Source organism: Nocardia vinacea NBRC 16497 (assembly GCF_000308835.1).
Lineage (GTDB): Bacteria > Actinomycetota > Actinomycetes > Mycobacteriales > Mycobacteriaceae > Nocardia > Nocardia vinacea.
Window position 1 is genome coordinate 49754 of sequence record NZ_BAGN01000103.1, and the last position, 26154, is coordinate 75907.

Below are 26154 nucleotides of genomic sequence, written 5' to 3' on the forward strand. Positions count from 1 at the left end.
TCAGCGTTTGGGTTGAATCCAGAGGGCTTCGGCCACGGCGCAGAGATCGCCGGAGGGGGTGGCGAGTGCGATGCCGACGGTGTGTTTGCGGCCTTGGTGGCTGATGGGCCAGGCGTAGGAGATGTAGGGGGAGTCGGCGTAGACGGGGTGGAGTTGGGTGGCGGTGAGGGCCGCGGTTACGCCGCCGAAGCCCATGCCTTGTTTGCGCATCGCGGTCCATCCGCCGGGGCAGTCGAGAGCGGCCCAGACGACTTCCGGCGGGAGTCGGCCGGATTCGTCGGCCAGTCCGGGATCCGGAGTCCAGGCGGCGATGACGAGGTCGTGATCCGGTGTGTCCCAGGTGAGTAGGCGCAGGCCGCGGCCGGGTGCGCAGGCGGCGCCGCAGCCATAGCAGTCGGTGACTCGGCGCGACACCATGGCAGCGTCGGTGACGGCCTTCGCCTCGGCCCAGCTCGGGGCGGGCGGCGGATCGATGGTGAGTGCCGCCGGAGTGGATTCGGCGAGGAGCGCGCCGTCGGCATCGGTCAGCGCATAGCCACCGGATCTGGTGGGGCGCAATGACATCAGGGTCTCCAGCGGTACCCTGGCACGGAAGTCGACGCGTATCTCGGTGGCCTCGCACGGCCCGGCCAGCAGGCCCGCGATGTAGCCGCCGAACGCGACGCCGGGATATCCGTGCACGTGTTCGGGGACGGTGATTGTCTCGGTCTGGATCACGTGTCGTTCGAGCCCTTCTGTGCCGTCGATCTGGATCGACCGTACCTCCGGATTCGGACGCATCGGAATCTTCGTAGTGAAAATCCGGGCTGTTCACCGTCCACCGCGTGGCCGACCCGCATCCGGTGCGGCGGCGGGTCGGTTATTGCGCGGCCTGACCACCGAGTTGGGTGAGCAGCACGCTGATCACCCCGGCCTCCTGACTCTGGCTCTGGAACATCGAGCGCGCGGTTTCCTTTATCGGGCCCGAGGTCAGCAGCTCGTCTGCGGCACGAGCCATTACCAGTCCGCCTTGATGATGACGGAACATCAATTGCAGGAACAGTATTTCGGCGTTGTGACCGTGGGCTGCGGACAGGGCGTCGAGTTCGGCGATCGTCGCCATACCCGGCATCGCATCGCCGGTCGACTGGTTCGCGCTCGGATGATGGTGCGACACAGCTGCATCGGCGTGTAGCCACGCCATCGGATGCGGCGACAGCGGCGACGCATCGGCCAGCCGCAGCCACCCGAGCATGGTCCCGATCTCGATGCGCTGCGCGTCCGAAAGCTGTTGCGCCAGCCGCCGCACGGTCGGGTCCACGTCACGATCCAAGCGCTGCACCATGATCAGCGCCTGCTGATGATGCGCGGTCATATCCTGCGCGAATCCGATCTCGACCGCGTTGAGAACCGGTGCGGTCGTGTGCTGTTCGGGCAACACGAGCGGCCGCAGCGCCGCGCCGAGCACAACCAGGACGAACGCAACGGAGGCGAGCGCCGCGACTCGGAACCAACGGGACACAGCTACGACCCGACGGTCGATCGCTGATTCTCGGGCACCGTATACACGCCGTTCTCCAGTTGCAGCACCATGAATCCGTTATCGGAGCAGGCGACATACAGCTGGTTGCCGCGCCACTCCGGCGGCGAGAAACACCAGTCGGTGGAGACATCGCCGAAGGCGAGGTTGCCGGTGCGCGGGGTGAGCGCGTCCAACGGATTGAATTGACCCTCCAACACCGCGCGTACGACCGGTGGCGTGCTCATCAACGGCACACCGATAATCGAGACCAGGGCGTGCGGTGAGTTCCACAGGCTCAGATTCTGGCCGGTTCGTGCGGGCGGATTGAAGTAGGCGAGCTCGCGGATATTCCGCGGATCGCGGACGTCGAAAACCCTGATGCCGGAGGAGATCCAGCCGCACGCGAGTGCGGTGGGGTTGTCCGGGCGGTCGGCCGCGCAGTAGTGCGATTCGTAGGCGAAGACCGAACCGCCCATGGAGCTACCGATATTGCTGTCGATGTTCTGCAACAGGTTGATCTCCAGCTTGACCTTCCCGGCGACCTTCGGCGCGGTGTCGTTGGAGATATCGATGAGCTTCACACCGCCGGAACCGCCTTCGTCGACGGTGTAGAGGTAGGGCTTGCCGTCATAGGTCACCGGGACGCTGTGCTGGGTGGCCCAGCCGTCGGTCCAGAAGGTGCGGCCGATGTGGGTGACCTGGGGGTTGGGATCGCGGCGCTGAACCGCGCTGATATCGAGCACGGTGAATCCGCCGAGCGCGGACAGATACATGCGGTTGCCGTCCGGACTGATGCCGAAGCCGTGCGCCTCGATACCGGTCAACCCCTGCCAGATGACGTGCGGATCGGTCGGATCGGTGAGATCGACCGCGCTGACGAAGCCGGGCGCGATGCCCGAGGCCCAGTAGGTGCGGCCGTCGGGGGACCAACCGCCCTCGTGCGTGGTGATCGGCAGCGGCATCAGCAGATTCGTGCCCGGTCCCGGATTGAGCAACTTCGGATACGCGCAGTCGGAGATGTCGTACACCGACAGGTATCCGAAGCCCTCGGCGACCGGAACGCCGGTACCGACCAGCAGTTTGCGCTCGGTATTGACCTTGAGGCTCTCCCAGGTGCCCGCGAGCATCGCGGGTTCGGTCAGGGTGACCGTCGGGCGCGGGTGCGCAGGATCAGAGACGTCGAGCACCTGGACGCCGGGGCCCTCGCTGATCAGGTCACCAGGGAAGAACGAACCCATATACGCGCAGTGGTCGAAGCTGGTGGAGGTGATGCCCGCACCGCGCCCGGCGTAATTGCCGACCATCGACATATTGCAGGAATAGCCCTGGGTGCTCCGGCGACTGTCCCGGTCCGCGGCCGGAACATCGCCCTGCAGTCCGGTTTCCGGCATCGACCCTGGTCCGCAGTCCGCGCGTGGCACCGAAGTCCGGCCGATATCGAGGAATTCCTGGACCGCCGTTTCGATATCGGACTGTAGATCGGCGGACGCGCTGCTCGGCAGTATTGCCGCGGCGACAACTGCGGTGGCGAGCAGGGCCAACGGCCGGGCCCGGCGCAGTCTCGGCTTCGGGTGCATCGGTGCATCCCAACTTCCTCATCATGGGCGCAAACCGCGCCGACTCAGACGGAGAATGGACTGACTGCATGGTAGTAACAGGCAGTAACTTGGCGGAAGGTTTTGGCCGAAATGCCAGGTAGTCGGCATGCTGCGCTGCGCCGTTCAGTCAGCGGCGAGGGCGGCGGGTTCGTACGTCAGGAGCGATGTGCAAACGTCGAGCAGGGACTGTCTGAGTCCCGTCGACCGCTCGGCCAATGCCGACTGCGCCCGGACGTATTCGGCACGCCCCACCGGTGTCTCGATGCGGATCGGCTCGTAGCCGTAGTCGGTGAGGTCGTACGGACTGGCGCGCATATCGAGTTCGCGTGCGGCGCAGGCGAATTCGAAATAGTCGAGCAACAGGTCGGAGGAGATGAGCGGGGTCAGTTTGAAACCCCATTTGTAAAGGTCCATATTGGCGTGCAGGCAACCGGGCTGTTCGCGGGCGACCTGGTCGGCACGGGTCAACGGTTCCGCGTTGCGACCGACCGCGTCCGGGGTGAAGAAGCGGAATGCGTCGAAGTGGGTGCAGCGCAAGGACATCGATTCGACGACCGCATCGGTGCCGGTGCTGCCCAGGCGCAGCGGCACCTGTTGGTGGCGGACCTCGTCGGTTTTGTACACCATTGCCCACTCGTGCAGGCCGAAGCAGGACAGCTGCGCCGGGCGGGATGCCGTGGCGCGCAGCAGTTTTGCGATGAATTCGACGGTGTCGCGACGCCGCCCGATGAACGCGGGGTCGGCGGTGTAGACAACCGCGCCGGAACCCATGTCATGCCGGTGATATCCGCGAGCTCCGTCGTACTCCCGCGCGCCCGCCAATGCGATACCGAATCCCGGGTGCCAGCGTCGCAATTGGGCGGGCTTATGTCCGTAGTACGTGAACAGGAAGTCGATCACCGGATGTGCGGACCCCGCCGCGCGCCGTTCGAGATACGGTCCGACGAGCTCGTCCAGCCGAGCCCGGTGCGCGGCGGCCCTGGCCCGCCACTCGGACTCGGCCAGCACGATCATTCGATCACCCGGTGCGTCCCGTCGCGCACGGTACCGACGAACTCTTCCACCAGATCCTCCAGCGCCACAATGCCCACCGTATTTCCACGGGTATCCACTACACGGCCGAGGTGGGAGTTGGTGCGGCGCAAGCGGGCCAGCGCCTCGTACAGGGGCGTACCGGCGCTCACGGTCGGCAGTGGACGAATATCCGTGCGCGGGATGGGTGTATTCGGTCCGGCGCTTTCGTCGGCGACCTTGTCGAGCACATCCTTCACATGCAGATACCCGACCAGCGAGCCGTCGCTCGCTCGTACCGGATACCGGGAGAAACCGGTTTCGGCGACCGCGGTTTCGATATCGCCGAGCGTGGTGCCATTGCCGCGCAACGGAACCGAGCGGGTCGTGGCCAGCTGCACCATCACATCGCCCACCACACGATCGGAGGTGCCGAGCGCCTGGGTGAGGCGGCGGTGTTCCTCCTCGTCGAGCAGGCCCTCCGAACGGGATTCACCGATCATCTCGGCGAGCTCAACACTCGAGACCGTTGCCTCGAGCTCATCCTTCGGCTCGATCCGCAACATGCGCAGCGACAGATTCGCCGCCAGGTTGTAGAGGGCGATGAGTGGACGCGCCAGGCGCAACCACATCAGGTGCACCGGAACCAGCAGCAGCGCACTGCGTTCCGGTCCGGCCAGCGCGATATTCTTCGGAATCATCTCGCCGAACAGAATGTGCAGGATCACCACGATCGCCAGCGCGATGGCGAAGGCCATCGGATGCAGCAGCTGTTCGGGCATGCCGACCAGTTCGAACGGCCCCTCCAGCAAATGCGCCACCGCGGGTTCGCCGACCCGGCCGAGCAGGATCGAGCAGATGGTGATGCCGAGCTGGGCGGCGGCCAACATCATGGACAGGTTCTCACCGGCCCGGATCACCGTGTGCGCCTTGCGCTTTCCCTGTGCGGCGAGCGCTTCGAGACGGTCACGGCGGGCGGAGATGAGCGCGAATTCGGCGGCGACGAAGAAGGCATTGCAGGCCAGCAACACCACCGTGAGCAGGACACCGAGGAGATCACCCATGGCTGTTCTCCTTCAGTACGGCGGCTGCGACCGGGACCAGCCGGATCCGATCGATGCGCCGCCCGTCCATCCGTTCGACCTTGGCGATCCAGCCGCCGTCCTCGTCGTTCGGATAGCGATGCGAGGACCGTGGATTCGGCAGGATCACCTCATCACCGGTAACCGGGATGCGGCCGAGCCGGGTGAGCACCAGACCACCGAGGGTTTCGTATTCGCCCTCGGGTGCGTCGTAGCCGGTGGCCCGGGAGACCTCGTCGATGCGTAGCAGTCCCGAGCAGTCCCAGCCGTCGGCGACCCGGCGGACATCGCGCTCTTCCTCGTCGTGCTCGTCGCGGACATCGCCGAGGATTTCCTCGATGAGATCCTCCATGGTCACGATGCCCGCGGTGCCGCCGTATTCGTCGACCACCAGCGCGACCTGCATGCCGTCGGCGCGCACCCGCTCGAGCACCTCGTCGCCGTCGAGGCTGGCGGGCACGATCGGCACCGGCCGGGCGAGCAGATGCAGCGGGATGGTTTTGCGGACATTCGCCGGATGGGTGAACGCCTGTTTGACGTGCACCACGCCGAGGGTGTTGTCCAGATCGCCGTCGATGATCGGGAAGCGGGAGTAACCGGTGCGGCTGGCGGCCGCGATCAGATCGGCGATGGTGTCGGACTTGTCCAGGGATTCGATCTTCACCCGCGGTGTCATCAACTCCTCGGCGCTGCGCTCACCGAATTGCAGCGAGCGATCGACCAGCTGCGCGGTGCGGTGGTCCAGCGCGCCGCGCAGTGCGGAGGTGCGCACCAGCGAGCCGAGTTCCTGCGGGGAGCGCGCCGAACGCAGTTCCTCGGCTGGTTCCACGCCGAGGCGCCGGACCACCCAGTTCGCGCTGCCGTTGAGGAAGTGGATCATCCACTTGAACACCACCGAGAAGGCGATCATCGGGCCCGCGGTCACCCGGGCGGTGCCGAGCGGCTTCGAAATCGCGATGTTCTTCGGCACGAGCTCGCCGTAGATCATCGACAGCGAGGTGGCGAGCAGCAACGCCAGCGTGAGCGAGATACCATGCGCCGCACCATCGCTCAGACCGAGCGCGGTGAACAGCGGCGACAGCAGTCGGGCCAGGACGGGTTCGGCGATATAGCCCGTGATCAGCGTGGTGATGGTGATACCGAGCTGGGCTCCGGAGAGCTGGAACGACAATGTGGTGTGTGCCTGCCGGACCATGCGCGAGCGGGCGTCCCCGACCGCGCGCACATGCGATTCGACGGTGCTGCGTTCCAGGGCGGTGAGCGAGAATTCGGCGGCAACGAACAATGCGGTGCCAACGGTGAGCGCGATGAATCCGATCAGGCTGAGCACGGTGAGCACGACGGACATCGTCAGCACCACCTGCGAGACATGCGATGAGCTGAATCGGATCGGGCGGCTAGGGGAAGGAGGGCGCCGGGTTTGTCACCCGGCTCGGTAGAGGAGCCCTCCTGTGCGGCGCCCTCGGACGCGGGTGACAACTTGTTCCTCTCGGCAAATGGGTTTGTGTAACCGGAAACCGGCAACCACTATGCTACCGGCCCACGCGCGTGCCCGTGTGGGCCGGTATTGCTGTGTTGGATTTGCCGCGCCTGCGGCGCGGCGTGTTCGCGGCCCCCTGTGTCTCGCGTCCGAGCCGTCGAGACTCGCGACTGCGTCGCATGCGCTTCGACGGCTCGGACGCGAGACGGGCCGCGAACGGGTCGCTCGTAAGACTCGCTCCGTCGTGGTCGCTCGGGCGGGAAGTTCGGCATTGGACGTATGCCTTCCTTCCGGTGGCACGGCGCATGTGCTTCTTCGACTCGGACGCGAGACGGGCCGCGAACGGGTCGCTCGTAAGACTCGCTCCGTCGTGGTCGCTCGGGCGGGAAGTTCGGTACTGGACGTATGCCTTCCCAGCGGCGCGGTGCATGTGCTTCGACGACTCGGCTGAGTCGATGGCCGCGTGGTCGCGGGACGGGCGCCTGGGTATCCGCTGAGGCGGGACGACCGGGTCGTACCCGTTGGCGGCAGGGCTACCAGCCGCTCGGCAGTGGACGACCTTCCGCGAAACCTGCCGCCGATTGGACGCCGAGGACTGCCTTGTCGTGGAACTCGGCGAGGCTGCGGGCACCCGCATAGGTGCAGGCGCTGCGGACGCCGGAGCAGATGTGGTCGATGAGGTCCTCGACGCCGGGGCGTTCCGGATCCAGGCGCATGCGCGAGCTGGAGATGCCCTCTTCGAACAGTGCCTTGCGGGCGCGGTCGAAGCCGCTGTCGGTGGCGGTGCGGGCGGCGACGGCGCGCTTGGAGGCCATGCCGAAGCTTTCCTTGTAGGCATTGCCGTCGCGGTCGACGCGCAGGTCGCCGGGGGATTCGTAGGTGCCGGCGAACCAGGAGCCGATCATCACATTGGCCGCGCCCGCGGCCAGTGCGAGAGCGACGTCGCGCGGGTGCCGGACCCCGCCGTCGGCCCAGATGTGCACGCCGAGTTCCTTTGCGGCGGTGGCGCATTCGGCCACCGCGGAGAACTGCGGACGACCGACGCCGGTCATCATGCGGGTGGTGCACATGGCGCCGGGGCCGACACCGACCTTGATGATGTCCGCGCCCGCCGCGGCCAGATCGCGGGTGCCCTGCGCGGAGACCACATTGCCCGCGACCAGCGGTACGCCGAGGCCGAGATCGCGGATGGCGCTGAGGGTTTCGAGCATCTTGGCCTGGTGGCCGTGTGCGGTATCGATGACGAGCAGGTCCGCGCCCGCGTCGACGAGCGCCTTGGCCTTGGCCGCCACGTCGCCGTTGATGCCGACCGCGGTGGCGACACGCAACTGGTTGTTGGCGTCCACATTGGGCTGGTAGATGCCTGCGCGGATGGCTCCGGTGCGGGTCATCACGCCGGCGAGGCTGCCGTCTTCGGCGGTGAGCACGGCGAGTTGCGCATGTTCGGCCTCGAGCAGGTCGAACAGATCGCGGGGCGAGGTGCTGGCCGGTGCCCGCACGAAGTCGGTGACCGCGACATCGCGCAGCCGCGCGAACCGGTCGACATCGGTGCAGGACGCCTCGGTGACCACGCCGACCGGCTTACCGCCGTCGACGACGACCACGGCACCGTGGGCGCGCTTGTGCATCAGGGCGACGGCCTCGGAGACCGAACGCTCCGGATCCAGCGTGACCGGGGTATCGGCGGTCAGCGAGCGGCTCTTGACGAAGGCGATGGTTTCCGATGCCGCGGCGATCGGGAGATCCTGCGGTAGGACGACGATGCCGCCGCGACGAGCGACCGTCTCGGCCATCCGGCGTCCGGCGACCGCGGTCATATTCGCGACGACAATAGGAATGGTGGTGCCGGACCCATCTGCGGTCGAAAGATCCACGTCGAACCGTGACGCGACATCCGTCCGATTCGGGACGAGGAAGAGGTCGTCGTAGGTCAGGTCGTACGGCGGCTGATGACCAGGGAGAAACTGCACTTAACCGATTCTAACCGTCGCGCCGTAGTTCCGTGCAATCACCCAGCATTCGGTCCCGGCCCAGCTCGAGATGTGAGGCGCGGCACCGGAATCAAGATCAGGTGGAATCGGCGGCGGCGCTTCTCGGCCGATGCCGCCATGGTTTCCACGTGATCTCGAGCCGTGTGTCATGCCTCGGCTTGGATGCGGGAGAGTTGGATTGTGGTGGCGCACATGATGATTACGGCGACGGCGATCACGGCGAGTCCGATGTGGTTGGTGCGGAGGCGTTCGTCGAGGACGGTGATGCCGATGAAGGCGGCGGCCAGGGGTTCGGCGATGGTTACGGCGGGCAACGATGCGACCAGGGGGCCGGATTGGAAGGCGCGTTGCTGCAGATAGAGGCCGATCAGGCCGGAGGCCAACAGGGCCCAGGTCTGCCAGCTACCCGTTACGTGGGTCACGCCGCCATCGAAGAGTTCGGTTACATACTCGGTGAGCGCGGCGGCCAGACCGAACAGGGCCCCGCCCACGGCGCCGAACAGGAGTGCGCGGCGGGTCGGGACGGAGGTACCGAGGGCGGCGACGAGGGCTACCGCCAGAAGACCGAGTAGGGCGGCCAGCGGCGGGATCCAATCACGCAGGGGCGCGTTGGTATTGCCCTCGGACGGATCGCCGACGATCAAGAAGCAGGCAAGCGCCGCCGTGAGGGCGATGGCGGTCGCCCAAGTGCGCGGGGTGACGCGGCGGTGGTTGATCCGGGCGGAGAGCGGGAGCGCAAAGACCAACATGCTCACCAGAATTGGCTGGACGAGCAGCACCGCACCCAGAGCCAGGGCGGCGACCTGCATCGCGAAGCCGCCTGCGTCACCGACGATTCCGGCCCACCAGCGCGGATTGCGCATCAGCGAACGAATGAGCGACTCGTCCTCCGGAACCGCGGCCGCCGCATGCTGCTGCGTGACCGCGGCCACCGCGAAGAGCAATGCCGAGATCAGCGCGCAGACGATCGCACCCACCTGATGATTCGCCACGCAGTCAGTTTGCTCCGCGATTGCGGTTGCCCGGCACTCCCTGTGCTCGACCGGCGCGTCGACGTGTACGCCCGGGCGTGTCGCCGCTGGTCGCAGCGGTGTGACCGGATGCGGCACCGCGACCGGAAGTGGCCCCTGTGCCATGGCTGGCCGATGTGCTGCGCGCGGCAGAGCCCGATCCGGCAGAGCGCGTCGCGGCCGCCTTCGCCGAACCAGCGGCACGACCCGCCGCGGCCGATGCCGCGCTCGCGGTCCGTCCAGGAGCCGTCTTCGCGGACCCCGCGCCTCGGCCGGGGGCAGCCGTTGCCGCGCCTGCCGCGCGACCCGTGGCAGGGGCGGCCGCCGACCCACGACCCGAAGTTCCGACACCGTGCCGACTCGACGTCGCGGTGGAACTGGCCGAACCACCCGAGGACTTCTTCGCACCCCCGGCGCGACCACTCGAACCGGCACTGCGCCGCCCGGCACCGGCTGAGCCGGCACCGCCCGAGCGTGCGCCGCGACCACGACCGCCGGAACCCGCACCAGACCGGCGGCTCGATCTACCAGCCTTCAGCTCACCCTCGTCACCCACCGTGACCGCCGAGTTCGCCGCGACGATCGGCACACCGGACGGCTGCTTCGCGCCGGTGATCTGGATCAGCCGCCGATCACCCGGACGGACCTGCACGCCGTCGACATCGACGCCCGCCTTGCGGGTCATCTTCTCGACCTCGGCGCGTTCCTCCTCGGTGACCAGCGTGACGACAACGCCGTCCTCACCAGCACGGGCGGTGCGGCCCGCGCGATGCAGGTATGCCTTGGATTCCGCGGGCGGATCCACGTGCACGACAAGGGAAATCCCGTCCACGTGGATACCGCGCGCGGCCACATCGGTGGTTACCAGCACCGGTGTCGTACCGTCGGCGAATGCGGCCAGCGTCCGCACGCGGTTGTTCTGTGCCTTCCCTCCGTGTAGCGCGCCGGCAGCGATTCCGGCCGCACGCAACTGCTTGGCGAGCCGGTCCGCACCGTGTTTGGTGCGCACGAACATGATGGTCAGCCCGTCGCGGGCGGCGATCTGCGCGGTGATGTCGCGCTTATCGGCCTTGCGCAGGTACAGCAGATGATGCGACATCGTCGCGACCGAGGCCGACGCCGGTGCGGTGGAATGGGTGACGGGTGAGCGCAGATAGCGCTTGACCAGCTTGTCGACCTCACCGTCGAGGGTGGCCGAAAACAGCAGGCGCTGACCATCTTTCGGCGTCCGGTCGAGCAGCTTGGTGACCTGCGGCAGGAAGCCCATATCGGCCATATGGTCGGCCTCGTCCAGTGCGATGATCCGCACATCGGACAGGTCGGCCGAGCGCTGGTTGATCAGGTCTTCGAGCCGTCCCGGCGTCGCGATGAGCAGGTCCACACCGCGCGCGAGCCGGTCGGCCTGCCGCTTGATCGGTGCGCCGCCGACCACCGAAGCGACCCGCAGCCCGAGCGACAATGCCGCACTGTCCAGCGCCTTCTCGATCTGGGCCGCCAGTTCGCGGGTCGGCACCAGCACCAGACCGCGCGGACGACCCGGCTTGGCCTGGGCGCCGGCGAGCAGCGCGAGCATCGGCAGCCCGAAGGCCAGGGTCTTGCCGGAGCCGGTGGGGCCGCGTCCGAGCACATCCTTACCCGCCAGCGCATCGGTCGCGGTCGCGGCCTGGATCGGGAACGGCGCCTCGATGCCGTCGCGGCGCAGCGCCTGGACGAGCACGGCGGGTAGGCCCAGATCCGCGAAGGTGGTGGCAGGGGTGGAGGAGGTCAACAGGGTTGTGTGCCTTTCATGTCTCGGCGCGGGCGGATCCGGGCACGCGTGGTGCCGCCGAGATGGTTGGGCCCGGTCATCGGGATGCGGTAGGACCGGGTGTGTCGGGGGGAACCGGAGGAATCAGTTACGAAGCAGTCGATCCAGTTCGACCAGCCAGGGTACCGCGACGGCCATGGTCGGGACCACCAGGATGGCCGCCGACCCCAGATACGCCGCCGAGGCGACCCGAATATCGCCGATCCGTCCACCCAGGCGCTGGATGCGGATCAGGGTGGTCGGCCCGCCCGCGGCGAGCGCGCCCTGCGGAGCGGTGGATTTGGCGCACGCGACCAGCGCGCGGGCCAGCGGCTTCGGGCCGGTCACCTTCACCGCCGAGTCGTCGGCGAGCAGTTCGATCAGCAGTTTCACCGAGCCGAGTGCGGCCTTGCTGCGCACCACCCGGGGGAAGGCCTCGTGCACCGCGGTGAATGCCTCGAGCACCAGATCGTGCCGGGCGCGCAGATGCGAGCGCTCATGACTGACGATGGCGGTGACCTCGGCGTCCTGCAGGCTGGTCAGCGTGCCTTCGCTCAGTACGACCCGCTGGCGCAGCCCGGGCAGGCAGTAGGCGATCGGCTCGGTGGAGGCGAGCACCCGGATATCGGCGGCGCGGCGCTGCGGTCCGCTCTGGTCGAGCAGATCGACGAGCATGCGGTGACGTGCCCGACGCCTGCGGGTGTGCACGCCGACGCGCACGATCGCGTACATCAGCCGAGCGCCGACCAGCAGCGTCAGCGCGAAGACGAAGACATAGGCCAGCCACAGCGGCAGTCCGAGCGCGTCTATTTCCCGGGCCGGGGAAGTGGTCGGGCGACCGTTCGGTCCGGGGACGAGTAGTTCGGCGGCGATGGCCAGGCCCGAGCCGAATGCGCTGAGCACGGCGGCGAGCGCGATGGCCTGCCATAACACGAGCGCGGCGCGCGGAGTCCGATACGGCCAGGTCGCGCGGCTCAGCAGCGCTGGGGCAGGCCCCGCGAGAAGCAAAGCGAGACCGGCGAAGACCGGCGCGGTTGCGTTCATCGACTCAGCTCACTGCGTTGTGGGGCCAGGGCACTCACCTCATTGTGAGGCCAGGATCCCAAGACTACTGCTTCGGTGGCGCAGTATCTTCGGATGCCTCGAGCTTAGCGAGTGCTTCCCGCAACGCGTCCGTATCGTCCCTGCCGACCTGTTCGACGAAATGCACGAGCGCCGCCGCGCGGCTGCCCGCCACATCGGCCTGCTGCAATGCGTCGACCATCAAGCTGGCCACCAGTTCGTCGCGGGTGTGCACCGGCGCGTAGCGGTGGGCGCGGTCGTCGCGGCGCTGGACCACCAGGTTCTTCTTCGCCAGCCGTTGCAGCACCGTCATCACCGTGGTGTACGCGAGCTCACGGCGGGCGGCCAAAGCCTCGTGTACCTGCCGTACGGTCTGCGGCTCGTCACTGGACCACAGCTGGTCCATGACTGCCTTCTCGAGTTCACCAAGTCCTGCCATTCCACAAGTTTACGGACTCAACGACACAATTGCGTACTACACCCCGTCGTAACTGCCTGATAGCTGGTGTGTCATTTGTCATACCCGGGCAAAATGTGCCGGGTTCCGATGGGCACGATCATCGGACGGCCGGAGACCGGATCCTCGAGGATCGAGGCGTCGAGATCGAAGACCTCGCGCAGCAGTGTGACATCGATGATATCGGTGGGCGCGCCCTGGGCGACGATGCGTCCGTCGCGCATGACGATGAGTCGGTCGCTATAGCGAATGGCCAGGTTGAGATCGTGCAGCACCATCACCACGGTGCGGCCGAGGTCGTCGTGCAGCCGGTCGATCAGGTCCAGAACCTCGACCGAATGTGCGAGGTCGAGGTAGGTGGTCGGCTCGTCGAGCAGCAGGATATCGGTGCCCTGGGCCAGTGCCATGGATATCCAGGCGCGCTGGCGCTGACCGCCGGACAACTCGTCGAGTGAGCGATCGGCCAGGTCGGCGATGCCCGTCGCCGCGAGTGCGGACATGACCTCGGCCTCGTCGGTGGCCGACCACTGCCGGATCCAGGACTGATGCGGATGACGCCCGCGCGCAACGAGATCCGCGACGGTGAGTCCCTCGGGCGCGACCGGCGACTGCGGGAGCATGCCGATGATGCGTGCCACATCCTTGGTCTTCATCGCCGAAATCGCCTTGCCGTCCAACAGGATTCGACCCTGGCGCGGACGCAGCAGGCGGCCGAGCGAGCGCAGCATGGTCGACTTGCCGCAGCCGTTCGGGCCGATGACGGTGGTGACGACGCCGGGTGCGATATCGATATCGAGTCCGTCGACGATGACGCGATCGCCGTAGCCGAGGGTGACTTCCTGCGCGGAGAGCCGCGTATTGCTGGTCATGACAGGGTCGCCTTCCGATTCATGCGCACGAGCAGGTAGAGCAGGAACGGTCCGCCGAAGGCGGCGGTCACGACACCGACCGGCAGATCGACCGGAAACAGCGTGCGCGAGGCCACATCCGCGCCGACTACCAGAATGGCACCGATGAGCGCCGAGCCGATGAGTGGTTCGCCGGGAGTTCGCAGCAGTCGGCGCGCGATCTGCGGTGCGGCGAGCGCCACAAAAGTGACCGGACCGACGGCCGCCGTGGCGACGGACGCGGCCACGACGGCCGCGCCGATCAATAGCGTCTGTTGGGTCTGGATCTGCACGCCGAGCACGCGGGTGGTGTCGGTGCCGAGACGGAGTGCGGCAAGGGTTCGCGCGGAGCCCACCACGACCACTACGACAACGGCCAGGGCCAGCGCGGCCGGGACGAGTTCGGTGCGGTCCGCGCTGTTGAGCGAGCCATTGAGCCATAGTTGCGCGCGAGCCGCGTCCTGCAGGCTGGCGCGGGTGAGCAGAAAGCTGATGCCGGACAACAACAATGCGTTCACCCCGATGCCGATCAGCACCAGTCGCATCGGCGTGACGCCGCGGTCGCCGGTCACGCCGCGACCCCAGGCGAGGAGGTAGATCACGATCGCGGTGAGCAGACCCCCGGTCAGCGCTGCCAGCGGTGCGCCGACGCTCGCGGCGAGTCCCGTTGTCGCGCCGCCGGTTCCGACCAGTACCGCGACCGCGCCGAGGCTCGAGCCGGTGGTGATGCCGAGCATATCCGGTGCGGCGAGCGGGTTGTGCAAGATCGATTGGGTGATCGCGCCCGCGATGCCGAGTGCCGCACCGACGACGGCGGCGGTGAGCGCGCGCGGCAATCGGGACTCCAGCACGATGAAGCGTTGGGAACGGGTGCCGCCGCCGCTGAGCACATCAAGTACTCGGTCGATCGGAATGTGGGTTTCGCCGAAGGCGATATCGAGGCAGAACAGTGTGAGCACGGTCGCGGCGAGCGCCAGAACTATGAGCGCCATGGTGGGGCGCAACACAATCGACACCGGACCGAGGCGCAGGGAAGGGCGGATGCGGCGCAACGGCGCTGACATCTCCCTCACAGGCTCACCAACTTCTTGCGACGGACGAGCAGAATGAAGAACGGTGCACCAAGGGCCGAGATCATCACGCCGACCTGTAATTCGCCCGGACGCGCCACAATTCGCCCGACCACATCGGCGACCAGCAGCAGCAACGCACCGAGCAGTCCGGAGTACGGGATCAGCCAGCGATAGTCGGGACCGGTGAAAACCCTTGCGACATGCGGCACTATCAATCCGATGAATGCGATCGGGCCGACCGCCGCTGTCGCGGCACCGCACAGCAATACGATCGCCGCCAGGCCGAGCGTGCGGCTGCGTCCGATATGCACCCCGAGTCCGCGCGCGACCTCGTCACCGAGGCTCAGCAGATTCAGGCCGGGCGCAGCCGCGACGGCCAGCACAACGCCGATCGCCAAGAACGGCAGCACCTGCCAGAACACCTCGGCATCGCGCCCGTTCACCGTGCCGACCACCCAGAATCGGTAGGTGTCCAGCGCGGCATTGTCCATGAGGACAATGGCATTCGTCATCGCCTGCAGGAATGCGGTCACCGCGGCGCCGGCCAGCACCAGGCTGAGCGGACTCGCTTTGCCACCGCCGATTGCGGACACACCGAATACCACCAGCCCGGCGATCAGCGCCCCCGCGAAGGCGAACCAGATGTATTGCTCGGGTGCGGTCAGTGCGAACAGGTAAATGCTCAGTGCCGCAAGGAAGGCCGCGCCGGCGTTCAACCCGAGCAGGCCCGCGTCGGCGAGTGGGTTGCGGGTGTAGCCCTGGATCAGCGCGCCCGCAATGCCGAGTGCGAGCCCGGTGACCAGCCCAAGTGCGGTGCGCGGCAAGCGAAGTCCGCGCACGATCTCCTCCGCGGTCGACCCGGCCGGACAGGTGAACGGCCCGCCGCGGCAGGTGAGGGCATTGTGCACGGCGTCGTAGACGGTGCCGGGGGACAGTGATCGGGTTCCGACGGCGATGCTGGCCACGGTGGCGATGAGGAGCAGTGCGGTCAACGCGACGAGTCCGAGTCGGCGACCGTGCCCTGTATTCGTTCGTCGCGCCTCCGGCGCGATGGTGCCTGATGCCGTCACGGCGACGAACTACTCCTGACTCGATATCTGGTATCCGATTGCTAGGTCTGGTAAGCCTAACCTATCTTTTCAATCCGACCCATCACGGAGCGACCCGAGGAGGTTCGATGTCCGAGCCAGTCACGACCTTTATGCCTCGCCAGTCCCAGGTGGCATTCGATAGGGCCTGTGCCCGGTTGCGCTCGCTGCAACCCGAACATCCGCGGGTATATGCGGTGGCCGCCATGTCCGAGCAGGGCAAACGACGCTGGTGGCGGCTGGCCGATGGGTTGCGCGAGGGGCGGATCGAACTGATGTATCGACGCCACGCCGCCGAAATGATCAGCGCCGATACCGCCGCCGAGGTGGTGGCGACCGCACTGATCCACGCGGTGATCGGCCGGGTGGTCGCGCTGCTGGTGGCCGAGGGACGGGTCTGGGATCCGGGTCTCGAGAATCTGTGGCTCCATACCGACAACGACGGCGGCATCGACTGGGCGGGCTTGGCGGACACCACGATTCGTGTGCTCGACGGTGATCGGCTCGCTGGGGAGGCCGGGGTGGTCACGTTGCCGTGCGAGCGGGCGATGTATGTCTGGCTCGCGCATCGGTGTGAGCCGTCGCTGCGGTTGATCCAGCGGACATTGGCGGGCTGCGCGGGGCTCGGCGAGCGCCGGTTCTGGTCGCTGGTAGGTGAATCCATTGTGGGTGCGGCCACTTACGTGCCTGATCTGGCGCGAACGGATTCGCTGGTCGGTGCGCGGCGGGGTGAGGGGTTGCTGTCGACGCTGGAAGAGCGTGGTTTGCCGGTGCGACGCGTTGTGGGGTGCCTGGTTCGATAGTTGCCGCCGGTCACGCCCGGGTGTCGAGTCCGTAGTCGTCGAGCGTGGAATGGGTTCCGGCAGAAAGTGTCTGGTAGTCCGCGTGCCTTGATCGAATGCGTCACCGCGACCGTCGTGCGATACGACAGGAGTTGCTTACTTAGGTAAGCCTGACCTATACTGATTTCGGCGTTGGGATCGGCCGAGTGTTCCGGAGGGCTGCCGTGAACCCCCGATCCACTGCCGCGGCGGGCTCCACGTGCGTGTGGAGCCCGCCGCTCTGTCTCGGCGAGCGAACGCCGGGAAGTAGCCGTCGTGCGAGGGCCGCGAGGCCCTGTGCCAAGGTGAATGCATGACACAGCAGGAAGTTGCCCAGATCGAGTCGCTGGCCGACGTGACGCCCGAGCTGATGACCGAGCTCAGCAAGAACACCTTCACCGATCTGATCGGCCTCGAATTCACCGAGGTCACGCCGGATCGGGTGCGTGGCGAGTTGACCGCGGGGCCGCAGTTGCTGCAGCTGGCCGGCATTGTCAACGGCGGCGTGTACTGCACGGTCGTCGAAACACTGGCCAGCGTCGGCGGCGGGGTCTGGTACAACGCCCAGGGCAATAAGGGCACCGTGGTCGGGGTGAACAACAACACCGACTTCCTGCGCTCGGTCCGCGAGGGCAAGGTCTTCGGCGAGGCGACGCCGCTGCACCGCGGCCGCCTGCAGCAGCTGTGGCAGGTCGTGCTGACCGATGGCGAGGGTCGCACGGTGGCGCGCGGCCAGGTGCGGCTGCAGAACCTGCCCGCCCGGGATTGATCGGCGCTCCCGGAACGGGCGTGCCAGAATTACCGTCATTCCGATCCATGAGCGCTGAGGAGCCCGGATGCGACTGTCGCCGCACGAGCAGGAACGGCTGCTGCTGAGCTACGCGGCCGAACTGGCCCGGCGCAGGCAGGCGCGCGGGCTCAAGCTGAACCATCCGGAGGCGGTCGCGCTGATCACCGATCATGTGCTCGAGGGTGCGCGCGACGGGCGCACGGTCGCGGAGCTGATGTCTTCGGGGCGAACGGTTCTCACGCGTGCCGATGTGATGGAGGGGGTGCCGGAGATGATCCACGACGTGCAGGTCGAGGCCACCTTCCCGGACGGCACCAAGCTGGTCACCGTGCACCATCCGATCGGTTAGGGTGACCATGATTCCGGGTGAATACCTCTGCGCCGAGGGCACTATCGAGCTGAACGCGGGCGCCGACCGCATCGAGCTCGATGTCGTGAATACCGGTGACCGACCGGTCCAGGTCGGCAGCCATGTGCATTTCCCGCAGGCCAATGCCGCGCTGCGCTTCGATCGGGAGGCCGCGCACGGACGTCGGCTCGATATTCCCGCCGGTACCGCGGTGCGCTTCGAACCCGGTCTCGGCCAACGGGTTTCGCTGATTCCGCTCGGCGGGACGCGCGAGGTGCACGGTATCAGCCTGAATCCCCCTGGACGTTTGGACGGTGCGTCATGAGTGAGCTGAGCCGTGCGCGCTACGCCGAGCTGTTCGGTCCGACCACCGGCGACCGCATTCGCCTGGCGGATACCGATCTGCTGATCGAGATCACCGAAGACCGCAGCGGCGGACCGGGTCTCGCCGGCGATGAGGCCGTCTTCGGCGGCGGCAAGGTGCTGCGCGAATCCATGGGCCAGGCCCGTGCGACCCGCGCCGACGGCACCCCCGACACCGTGATCACCGGCGTGGTCATCATCGACCACTGGGGAATCATCAAGGCCGACGTGGGAATTCGCGACGGCCGCATCAGTGCGATCGGCAAGGCGGGCAATCCGGACACCATGAACGGGGTGCATCCGGATCTGGTGGTCGGCCCGAATACCGAGATCATCGCGGGCAACGGCCGCATCCTCACCGCGGGCGCCATCGACTGTCATGTGCACTTCATCTGTCCGCAGCTGATGGACGAGGCACTCGGCGGCGGCATCACCACGTTGATCGGCGGCGGCACCGGCCCGGCCGAGGGCAGCAAGGCGACCACCGTGACGCCTGGATCCTGGCATCTTGCCCGGATGTTGGAGGCCACCGACGCCTGGCCGATGAATATCGTGTTGCTGGGCAAGGGCAACACCGTCAGCGCCGAATCCATGTGGGAGCAATTGCGCGGAGGCGCGGCGGGTTTCAAGCTGCACGAGGACTGGGGTTCCACCCCGGCCGCCATCGATGCCTGTCTCACCGTCGCCGATGCGGCGGGTGTGCAAGTGGCGCTGCACTCGGACACCTTGAACGAAGCCGGATTCGTCGAGGACACGCTCGGCGCCATCGCGGGCCGCGGCATCCACGCGTATCACACCGAGGGTGCGGGCGGCGGGCACGCACCCGACATCATCACCGTCGCTGCATATCTCAATGTGCTACCCAGTTCGACCAACCCGACCCGTCCGCATACCGTCAATACCCTGGACGAGCACCTGGACATGCTCATGGTGTGCCACCACCTCAGCGCGTCCATCCCGGAGGATCTCGCCTTCGCGGAGAGTCGAATACGGCCCGCCACCATCGCCGCCGAGGATCTGCTGCACGATCTCGGCGCGATTTCCATGATCGGCAGCGACTCCCAGGCCATGGGCCGCATCGGCGAGGTCGTCATGCGCACCTGGCAGACCGCGCACGTCATGAAGCGCCGCCGCGGCGCGCTGGCGGGTGACGGCGCCGCCGATAACGCCCGCGTGCGGCGCTATATCGCGAAATACACCATCTGCCCGGCCGTTGCGCACGGACTCGACCACGAAATCGGTTCGGTCGAGGTCGGCAAACTCGCCGACCTCGTGCTGTGGGATCCGGCGTTCTTCGGTGTCCGCCCGCACGCCGTCCTCAAGGGCGGCGCGATCGCCTGGGCAGCTATGGGCGACGCCAACGCCTCCATCCCCACCCCGCAGCCGGTGCTGCCGCGGCCCATGTTCGGTGCCGCACCACTGGCCGCCGCCGCGACCTCGTTGCACTTCGTATCCGAACAAGCCATCGAGGACGGACTCGCCGACCGTTTGGGCCTGCGCCGAAAACTGGCTCCCGTCAAGAACGTTCGTCGCGTCACCAAGGCGGATATGCCGAACAATGACGCCATGCCACGGATCGAAGTAGATCCGGATACCTTCACCGTGCGCATCGACGGCGAGGTCTGGACCGAGCAGCCCGCCACCGAATTGCCCATGGCGCAGCGCTACTTCCTGTTCTGATTGTCGGTGCGGGGAAAGGCTGGTTGCCGGGCGAGGGCTCGACATCGTAAGGTCGGTCCCGGCGTCGGGGGCGGAGCATTCGTGACCCCGGAACACGGCACTGCCGTAGGTGCCACGATGCGAAGGGGATGAAGTTGCTGAGCGGTGACCCAGGTCAGGCGGCGGACGAACTCGCCAAGTGGGCCGAGAACCTGGAGCGCAAGGCTCAGCAGTATCAGAGCCTGCACGGCCGCATGGCCACCGTGACGGTCACCGAAACGTCGAGCGACAACCGGATCTCCGTCACCGTCGACGCCAACGGAGTACCCACCGATATAAGACTGTCGGCCGCGGCACGTGGCATGGACCCGGCCGTCATCTCCGGCGAGATCATGTCCTGCATGCGGCGCGCGCAGGCGAAACTCCGCAATCAGGTCACGGATATGGTGCACGACGCGGTCGGCGACGACGCCGCCGGTGCGGCGATCATCGGCCAGTACATCGATCGCTTTCCGGACGTCGATCCCGTCGATCCGGTTCCTACCCGGGTACCCGAGCCGCCGATGTACAGCCCACCGCCCACCAGCTTCCGGCCCGAGCCGCCGCCATCGGGAACGCGCAAGCCCAATCGCGATGACATCGTCGTGCCCGACGAGCCGTCCGAAGAGGATCTGTACTACCAGCGCAAGTCCTGGCTGGAATAGGGCACTCGAGCCGAACGACCTGGCTCCATTCGGATCGGGTGGAACCAGATGTGCGGTGGGAGCGTCCTAGTCAGAGGGCCGTCATTCGACGGCGCGAATCCTGGGTACGGCGAGTGAGGACGATATGGGCAATTCAGATGGGGTGAACGTCGACGCGGATCAGCTGCGCGATCATGCGCAGAAGGTGGAGCAAGCGATCGAGGGGGTGCCGTTGTCCCGCGAGGCCGCCGACTATCTGGCTCAGGCGGATGACGGATACGGATTGTTGGTGGGGCCGTACGCCAAGTCGGTTCTGAATCCGCTGCACGACCGGATCACCGAGAGCCTGCGCACGTTGACCGAGGAGACCGAATCGTTGCCACGCAAACTTCGTTTCGCCGCGGACTCCTTCGAGAACGTCGACCAGAGTCGAGCCGACGGCACGGACCGTCAGCGCGAGCAGCTCGAACAGCGGGTGTAGTCGATGGCCTACGAGAATTCGGTCGGCAGGTTCCTCAACGAAGATGCGCCGCCCCTGCCCGGGCAACTGGACAATTTCGACGACGATGCGCGTCCGGACAACGAGCTGCTCGAAAACGGTGTCGACTACCGCGAGGAGTACTACCAGGAGGATGCGACCGTCTTCCGGAAACTCGGGTTGCCCGAGGGAGCGAAGAAGGGTGACGACGGCGAGACCGAAGACGCCGACGCGGGCATTCTGACGGGCACTGTCGTCGGCGACGCGTTCGAGGCGGGCCACAAGATCAAATTGGGCCTCAGCGGCGAGGACACCGGACAGAATCTCTACGAAGGCGCCCTGAAAGCGTGGGCGGTCGTTGCCGACGGCACGGAGCTCGCGAAGATCGGCATAGATCTGGTCAACGGCAGAGCTCTCGCAATATTCGACCCGTTCAACTTCGTCGGCGGGCTGCTCATGGGGTGGATGCTCGAACATGTCGAGCCGATGCGGAAATCACTGGACTCGCTGGCCGGTAATCCCGATATGGTGTCGGCCTACTCAGACTCCTGGGCGAACATTTCGGAGCGACTGAAGGAGGTCGCGGCGACCTGGTCGACCGAGGTGCAGCAGGGCACCGCGGGGTGGACCGGTGCCGCCGCGAACGCCTATCGGGCGAAGGCCGACGCGCACATGGCATCGATCGCTACCCAGGCCGCGCTCGCCGATTCGCTGAGCAAAGTGAACAAGAAGATGGGTGAGCTCGTGGACGGGGTTCGCGGCATCGTCACCGAGATCTTGAACAGCCTGGCCGGAATTCTGGTCGAGATCGCCGCCATTCTCATCGCGTCTGCCGGAACAGCATCACCGGCGCTCATTGCCCGTGCGGTATTCGAAATCTCGACGGCGACCATGAGCGTTTCCCGAATGCTGCTCAAACTGACCACCGCGCTGATCAGCCTGGGCGCACTGCTCCGTGAAATGATCAAAATTGTCACCGCGGTCACTCAGATCGAGGTCGAGGCGGCCAAAGCGTAACAGCCCCAAGCGGTTTCGTATCGATTCAGTGCAGAGCTCCCGATGACCGGATGGCCTGGGTGATGATATCGGCGACGCCGCGCATGCCTTCCATGGTTGGGTGGTAGGGAAGCAGGGTTTCGGTGGCGATGATGGAGTCGAACCAACGGATTCCGGCGGGCGCGCACATGTCGTGGCCGATGGATTGAGGGCGGGTGTCGATATAGGTCGCACCCGCGGCGGCGGCTTCGCGGGCGACGACGCTGTTCAGGCGGTCGAAGGCGGCTTGGATGGTGGCGGCGTCGGCGGGGCGCAGGCCGATCAGGTCGGGGCATCCGCCGTCGCGGACGTAGGTCGGCCAGCCGTCGACGAAGATCGTCGCATTCGGGGCGAGCGCCGAGATCCGGTGCAGAGCAGTCGAATATGCGGCGGCGATGCTGTCGATATCGGTGTCCCACGCCGGGTCGGCGCAGGGCTTCGCTCCGGCCAGGTGACAGGTGAGGATGTATTTGGTCATCTGGGCGTCGTTGGCGCCGATATGGACCGTCACGAGTTGGGTTTTCGATCCGAGGGCGTCGAATTGCGGGGTGATGCCGGGGGCTTGGGATGCGGTGAGGTCCGGAATCTTGGCGGAGCTGCAGGTTCGGTCGTCCAGTTTCAGTTCTTGCGCACGCTACTGGGCGAGCGGTGTGGCCCGCAAGGTTTCCGGGAACACGGGTGTCGGCTCTTCAGTTTCGGCGGTATCCGGGCACCCGGTGGCAGACTTCATGGCATGACGACGTTCGAGTGGGCCGACGTGGACAGCTACATCGTGGACTCTCTGGTGCGAGGCGAGGATTCGACGGCGACGGCATTGGCCGCGAATGCGGCGGCCGGACTGCCCGCCATCGACGTATCGCCGGCGCAAGGAAAGTTCCTGCATTTGATAGCGCGGTCGATCGGGGCGCGAAGGGTGCTCGAGATCGGCACGCTCGGCGGTTACAGCACGATTTGGTTGGCGCGGGCGGTGGGTAAGGACGGCCAGGTCATCACCCTGGAATTCGAGCCGCGGCACGCACGGGTGGCGCGGGAGAATCTGGACCGGGCCGAGGTCGGGGACCGGGTCGAGATCCGAGTGGGTGCGGCGCTGGACAGTCTGCCCGTACTGGCGGAGGAGGATCCGGAGCCTTTCGATCTGGTGTTCATCGACGCCGACAAGGTCAACAATTCGAACTACGTGCTCTGGGCGCTGCGCCTGACGCGGCCCGGCTCGGTGATCATCGTCGACAATGTCGTGCGCAATGGCGCTGTCGCCGACGACCATTCGGACGATCCGGCGGTCCAGGCCAGCCGCGATCTGGTGGACCTGCTCGCCGCCGAACCCAGCCTCGACGCGACCATTGTGCAAACCGTCGGCAGCAAGGGCTGGGATGGTTTTGCCTACGCCGTGGTCAACGGTGAGTTCACCGACTGAGTGTCGCTGACGCCCGGGCCCCGGGCGGCGGCATCCGGTGCGGTACGGACGCACGATGGGGGCGAACGAGGCTGCGGCGGTTGATCCTTCGGTGTTCGACGGCACCAGCAGCGCGGTCCCTGCGGACGCGCTGGTCATCACGGACAACCTCGACCGAGCGATGCGCGCAACGGTCGAGGGGTTCCGCGAGGAGAACGACCCGGGCTACCGCTCCTACGCCTGAAGTACCACCTTCCCGACGGTGCCGCGCGACTCGAGCGCGCGGTGCGCGTCGGCCGCATCGGCAAGCGCGAAACGCTGGACCGCGGGCCGCAACCGACCGGCTGCGGCCTCGGCCATGGCCTTATCCTCCAGCGGGCGCAGGTCGCCGCCGACACGCTGGAGCATGCGCGGTCCGACGACCATCTCGGAGATGATGCCGCGCGTGGCCAACTCCTCCTCCGAAAGCGAGAGCGGAGCACTGTCGGCCGCGCCGTAGATCAGATGCTGGCCGCCCTTGCCGAGCAGATCGATTGCGGTGCGGCTGATTTCGCCGCCGACACCGTCGAACAGCACCGTGGCCCTGCGGTCGCCGAGTTGGGTGCGCACCTGCTCGGGCCAGTCGGGGCGTAGGTAGTCGATCGCGATATCCGCGCCATTGCGTCGCACGAGTTCGACTTTCGCGGGTCCACCGGCCAGCCCGACGACCGTCGCCCCGACATTCTTCGCATGCTGAACAAGCAGTGTCCCGATGCCGCCCGCGGCGGCGGTTATCACCACAACACTGTCGGGGCCGAGTTCGGTGAACAACAGAATCCCCATGGTCGTTCGCCCGGTGCCGACGATCGCGACCGCCTCCGCCGGATCGAGATCGGCCGGAATCTCGTGCAGCCGAGCTGTTTCCGTCACGGCCAACTCGGCGTAGCCACCGGGCCCCTGGCCGAGATGCGCGACGACCCGCTTACCAAGCCAGGACGCATCGACGTCGGGTCCGATCTGGTCCACGGTCCCGGCGACTTCGCGTCCCGGGATCGTCGGCAACGTGGGCGGCGGATAGGGACCGGCCGCACCGCGACGCAACGCCGTATCGATGAAATGCACCCCCGCCGCCGCGACCCGGATGAGTACCTGACCCGGTCCGGGCACCGGATCGGGAACCGTTTCGTAGCGCAGATTTTCGGCTGGTCCGAAGGTGTGAAGGCGGATGGCGTGCACGGTGCTCCTATTCGTCGGCGAACCAGCCCACCCTGCAACCTGAAGTGCCGTTCAGGTCAAGCGGTGGCGGACCTCGCGCACCGTGTCTCGAATCCGTCGCAGAGCGCGGACAATCCGATATACAGCAGATCCTCCGAGGTCAGGTCGCTGACGCCACTGCCGTTCAGATCGGCGAGCGCGGGCGGGATCGGCAGTTGTGATGTTCCTTCCAGCAACGCCCGCAGTCCGTTCGAGCCCTCCGGGTTCATGCCCTTGCGCGCGACCAGCGCACCGCTGATATGCGGCAGCGTGGCCCCGGAGATGTAGTTCCACACCGCGAAGGCCATGGTGGACGCCTCGCGGGTCGAGACGTTGAGCTCGCGCAGCCCCTCGACGAGCCATGCGAAACAGGCCAGACCCTGCGGGCCGAAGCTGTAGCGGGGCATCGCGAAGGTGAGCAGTACCCACGGATGCTTCTGGTAGAGCGCCCAATCGATTTCGGCGGCAATGCGGACCCGGTCGCGCCAGGTCCAGTTCTTGCCCTCCGGCGACGGATACGGGTTGCGGGCCGAGATCTCGTCGGTCATCAGCGCGAGCAGTTCGTCCTTGTTCGCGACGTGCCGGTACAGGGACATGGCTCCGACACCCAGTTGTTCGGCGATATGTCGCATGGACAATCCGTCGAGCCCCGCCTCGTCGGCAAGGGCGATCGCGGTGTCGACAATGGCCGCTCGGGTGAGCTTCGGCTCGGTCATCCCATGACTCGCTTCCAGTTTTGGGACCGCATGCGTACACTGTACCCGGATCGATGCGTACGCCGTACGCGACACGGGAGAGGAAATCGACATGACTCAGGTGGAGGTCGCGCAGGCGGCGCCGACCGGTTCGCGGCGTGCTCGGCTCGGTCTCGCGGTACTGCTGTTGCCGGTGCTGCTGGTGTCGATGGACATTTCGGTGCTTTTCCTGGCCATGCCGACCCTCACCCTCGATCTCGACCCCTCGGCCGCGCAGCAGCTGTGGATTCTCGATATCTACGGCTTCCTCATCGCGGGCCTGCTGATCACCATGGGCAATCTCGGCGACCGGATCGGGCGGCGCAATATTCTGCTCGCCGGTGCGTCGATCTTCGGTATCGCCTCGATCATGGCGGCCTTCGCGCCGAGCGCCGTGGTGTTGATCATCGCGCGTGCGCTGATGGGCATGGGCGGCGCGACCCTGCTGCCATCGAGTCTGGCGCTGATTTCCAGCCTGTTCCCGAACGCCCGCGAACGCGCCGCCGCGATCGGGGTGTGGACCGCGTTCTTCGCGGGCGGATCCGCGGTCGGCCCGATCCTCGGTGGCCTGCTGCTGCACCACTTCTGGT

27 protein-coding genes and 1 pseudogene are annotated in these 26154 nt (G+C 66.7%); 11 read left to right on the plus strand and 17 right to left on the minus strand.

Annotation, left to right across the window (positions count from 1 at the left end; genetic code table 11):
- From ON44_RS13765 to ON44_RS13835, 14 genes and pseudogenes are all read right to left on the minus strand, one after another.
- On the minus strand, positions 1–780 hold the full coding sequence (locus ON44_RS13765; RefSeq protein WP_245567143.1) for a hotdog family protein: 780 nt from the start codon (positions 778–780) through the stop codon (positions 1–3).
- A 79-nt stretch (positions 781–859) separates the two neighbouring features.
- Positions 860–1501 (minus strand): DUF305 domain-containing protein, encoded by a 642-nt coding sequence (locus ON44_RS13770; RefSeq protein ID WP_040689920.1) that lies wholly within the window; start codon positions 1499–1501, stop codon positions 860–862.
- A 2-nt stretch (positions 1502–1503) separates the two neighbouring features.
- Positions 1504–3078, minus strand: coding sequence for an LVIVD repeat-containing protein (locus ON44_RS13775; protein WP_040689921.1), 1575 nt, complete (start codon positions 3076–3078; stop codon positions 1504–1506).
- Positions 3079–3222: 144 nt separating this feature from the next.
- Positions 3223–4113 (minus strand): hypothetical protein, encoded by an 891-nt coding sequence (locus ON44_RS13780; RefSeq protein ID WP_040689923.1) that lies wholly within the window; start codon positions 4111–4113, stop codon positions 3223–3225.
- Positions 4110–5174: a hemolysin family protein gene (locus ON44_RS13785; RefSeq protein ID WP_040689924.1), complete on the minus strand. Its 1065-nt coding sequence runs from the start codon at positions 5172–5174 to the stop codon at positions 4110–4112. Before ON44_RS13785 ends, ON44_RS13780 begins: the two co-directional genes overlap by 4 nt.
- Complete coding sequence (locus ON44_RS13790) at positions 5167–6540, minus strand: hemolysin family protein (protein ID WP_040689992.1); 1374 nt, start codon at positions 6538–6540, stop codon at positions 5167–5169. Before ON44_RS13790 ends, ON44_RS13785 begins: the two co-directional genes overlap by 8 nt.
- Before the next feature lie 665 nt (positions 6541–7205).
- Entirely contained in the window at positions 7206–8642 is a 1437-nt protein-coding gene (locus ON44_RS13800) for a GuaB1 family IMP dehydrogenase-related protein (RefSeq protein ID WP_040689927.1), read from the minus strand.
- 167 nt (positions 8643–8809) lie between these two features.
- Complete coding sequence (locus ON44_RS13805) at positions 8810–9655, minus strand: DMT family transporter (protein WP_040689930.1); 846 nt, start codon at positions 9653–9655, stop codon at positions 8810–8812.
- 442 nt (positions 9656–10097) lie between these two features.
- A pseudogene (locus ON44_RS13810) lies at positions 10098–11444 on the minus strand (DEAD/DEAH box helicase); the annotation flags it as partial.
- 120 nt (positions 11445–11564) lie between these two features.
- Positions 11565–12503, minus strand: coding sequence for a M56 family metallopeptidase (locus tag ON44_RS13815; RefSeq protein ID WP_040689934.1), 939 nt, complete (start codon positions 12501–12503; stop codon positions 11565–11567).
- Between the two features lie 64 nt (positions 12504–12567).
- The gene (locus ON44_RS13820) at positions 12568–12960 is read right to left on the minus strand and encodes a BlaI/MecI/CopY family transcriptional regulator (RefSeq protein ID WP_040689937.1); all 393 of its coding nucleotides are present in this window, start codon (positions 12958–12960) and stop codon (positions 12568–12570) included.
- Positions 12961–13031: 71 nt separating this feature from the next.
- Positions 13032–13847, minus strand: a complete 816-nt coding sequence (locus ON44_RS13825) for an ABC transporter ATP-binding protein (protein ID WP_040689938.1) — start codon at positions 13845–13847, stop codon at positions 13032–13034.
- Positions 13844–14929: a FecCD family ABC transporter permease gene (locus ON44_RS13830; protein ID WP_040689940.1), complete on the minus strand. Its 1086-nt coding sequence runs from the start codon at positions 14927–14929 to the stop codon at positions 13844–13846. The genes ON44_RS13825 and ON44_RS13830 overlap by 4 nt, the downstream gene beginning before the upstream one ends.
- Before the next feature lie 5 nt (positions 14930–14934).
- Positions 14935–16008 (minus strand): FecCD family ABC transporter permease, encoded by a 1074-nt coding sequence (locus ON44_RS13835; protein WP_040689943.1) that lies wholly within the window; start codon positions 16006–16008, stop codon positions 14935–14937.
- 107 nt (positions 16009–16115) lie between these two features.
- Here ON44_RS13835 and ON44_RS13840 point away from each other — a divergent pair, with 107 nt between their 5' ends.
- The 8 genes from ON44_RS13840 to ON44_RS13875 all read left to right on the plus strand — a co-directional run bounded on the left by ON44_RS13840 (position 16116) and on the right by ON44_RS13875 (position 22186).
- Positions 16116–16829: a hypothetical protein gene (locus ON44_RS13840; RefSeq protein ID WP_040689945.1), complete on the plus strand. Its 714-nt coding sequence runs from the start codon at positions 16116–16118 to the stop codon at positions 16827–16829.
- Positions 16830–17217: 388 nt separating this feature from the next.
- Complete coding sequence (locus ON44_RS13845; RefSeq protein ID WP_051181982.1) at positions 17218–17616, plus strand: PaaI family thioesterase; 399 nt, start codon at positions 17218–17220, stop codon at positions 17614–17616.
- A 67-nt stretch (positions 17617–17683) separates the two neighbouring features.
- The gene (locus tag ON44_RS13850) at positions 17684–17986 is read left to right on the plus strand and encodes an urease subunit gamma (protein WP_040689950.1); all 303 of its coding nucleotides are present in this window, start codon (positions 17684–17686) and stop codon (positions 17984–17986) included.
- Between the two features lie 7 nt (positions 17987–17993).
- The gene (locus tag ON44_RS13855) at positions 17994–18311 is read left to right on the plus strand and encodes an urease subunit beta (RefSeq protein WP_040689996.1); all 318 of its coding nucleotides are present in this window, start codon (positions 17994–17996) and stop codon (positions 18309–18311) included.
- Complete coding sequence (locus ON44_RS13860) at positions 18308–20029, plus strand: urease subunit alpha (RefSeq protein WP_040689952.1); 1722 nt, start codon at positions 18308–18310, stop codon at positions 20027–20029. Before ON44_RS13855 ends, ON44_RS13860 begins: the two co-directional genes overlap by 4 nt.
- Positions 20030–20157: 128 nt before the next feature.
- Entirely contained in the window at positions 20158–20712 is a 555-nt protein-coding gene (locus ON44_RS46730) for a YbaB/EbfC family nucleoid-associated protein (RefSeq protein WP_051181975.1), read from the plus strand.
- 124 nt (positions 20713–20836) lie between these two features.
- Positions 20837–21172, plus strand: a complete 336-nt coding sequence (locus ON44_RS13870) for a type VII secretion target (protein WP_040689956.1) — start codon at positions 20837–20839, stop codon at positions 21170–21172.
- A gap of 3 nt (positions 21173–21175) precedes the next feature.
- Entirely contained in the window at positions 21176–22186 is a 1011-nt protein-coding gene (locus tag ON44_RS13875) for a WXG100-like domain-containing protein (protein WP_040689958.1), read from the plus strand.
- A gap of 25 nt (positions 22187–22211) precedes the next feature.
- Here the strand turns inward: ON44_RS13875 and ON44_RS13880 are convergent, their stop codons facing one another.
- A complete protein-coding gene (locus ON44_RS13880) occupies positions 22212–22826 on the minus strand; it encodes an SGNH/GDSL hydrolase family protein (RefSeq protein WP_083897850.1) in 615 nt (204 codons plus the stop codon).
- Positions 22827–22937: 111 nt separating this feature from the next.
- Between ON44_RS13880 and ON44_RS13885 the strand changes: the two genes are divergently transcribed.
- Positions 22938–23618, plus strand: a complete 681-nt coding sequence (locus ON44_RS13885) for an O-methyltransferase (protein WP_040689959.1) — start codon at positions 22938–22940, stop codon at positions 23616–23618.
- Positions 23619–23673: 55 nt separating this feature from the next.
- Positions 23674–23841 carry a hypothetical protein gene (locus tag ON44_RS50175; RefSeq protein ID WP_157187139.1) on the plus strand — a complete coding sequence of 56 codons (168 nt, stop codon included), beginning with the start codon at positions 23674–23676 and terminating at the stop codon, positions 23839–23841.
- Here ON44_RS50175 and ON44_RS13890 read toward each other — a convergent pair.
- Positions 23832–24812 (minus strand): zinc-binding dehydrogenase, encoded by a 981-nt coding sequence (locus tag ON44_RS13890; RefSeq protein WP_040689960.1) that lies wholly within the window; start codon positions 24810–24812, stop codon positions 23832–23834. The two genes, ON44_RS50175 and ON44_RS13890, sit on opposite strands and share 10 nt — an antisense overlap.
- A 56-nt stretch (positions 24813–24868) precedes the next feature.
- Positions 24869–25546 carry a TetR/AcrR family transcriptional regulator gene (locus tag ON44_RS13895; RefSeq protein ID WP_040689963.1) on the minus strand — a complete coding sequence of 226 codons (678 nt, stop codon included), beginning with the start codon at positions 25544–25546 and terminating at the stop codon, positions 24869–24871.
- Between the two features lie 91 nt (positions 25547–25637).
- On the opposite strand from ON44_RS13895, the gene ON44_RS13900 reads away from it, so the two are divergent.
- A partial coding sequence (locus tag ON44_RS13900) for an MFS transporter (RefSeq protein ID WP_040689964.1) occupies positions 25638–26154 on the plus strand: 517 nt, incomplete at its 3' end.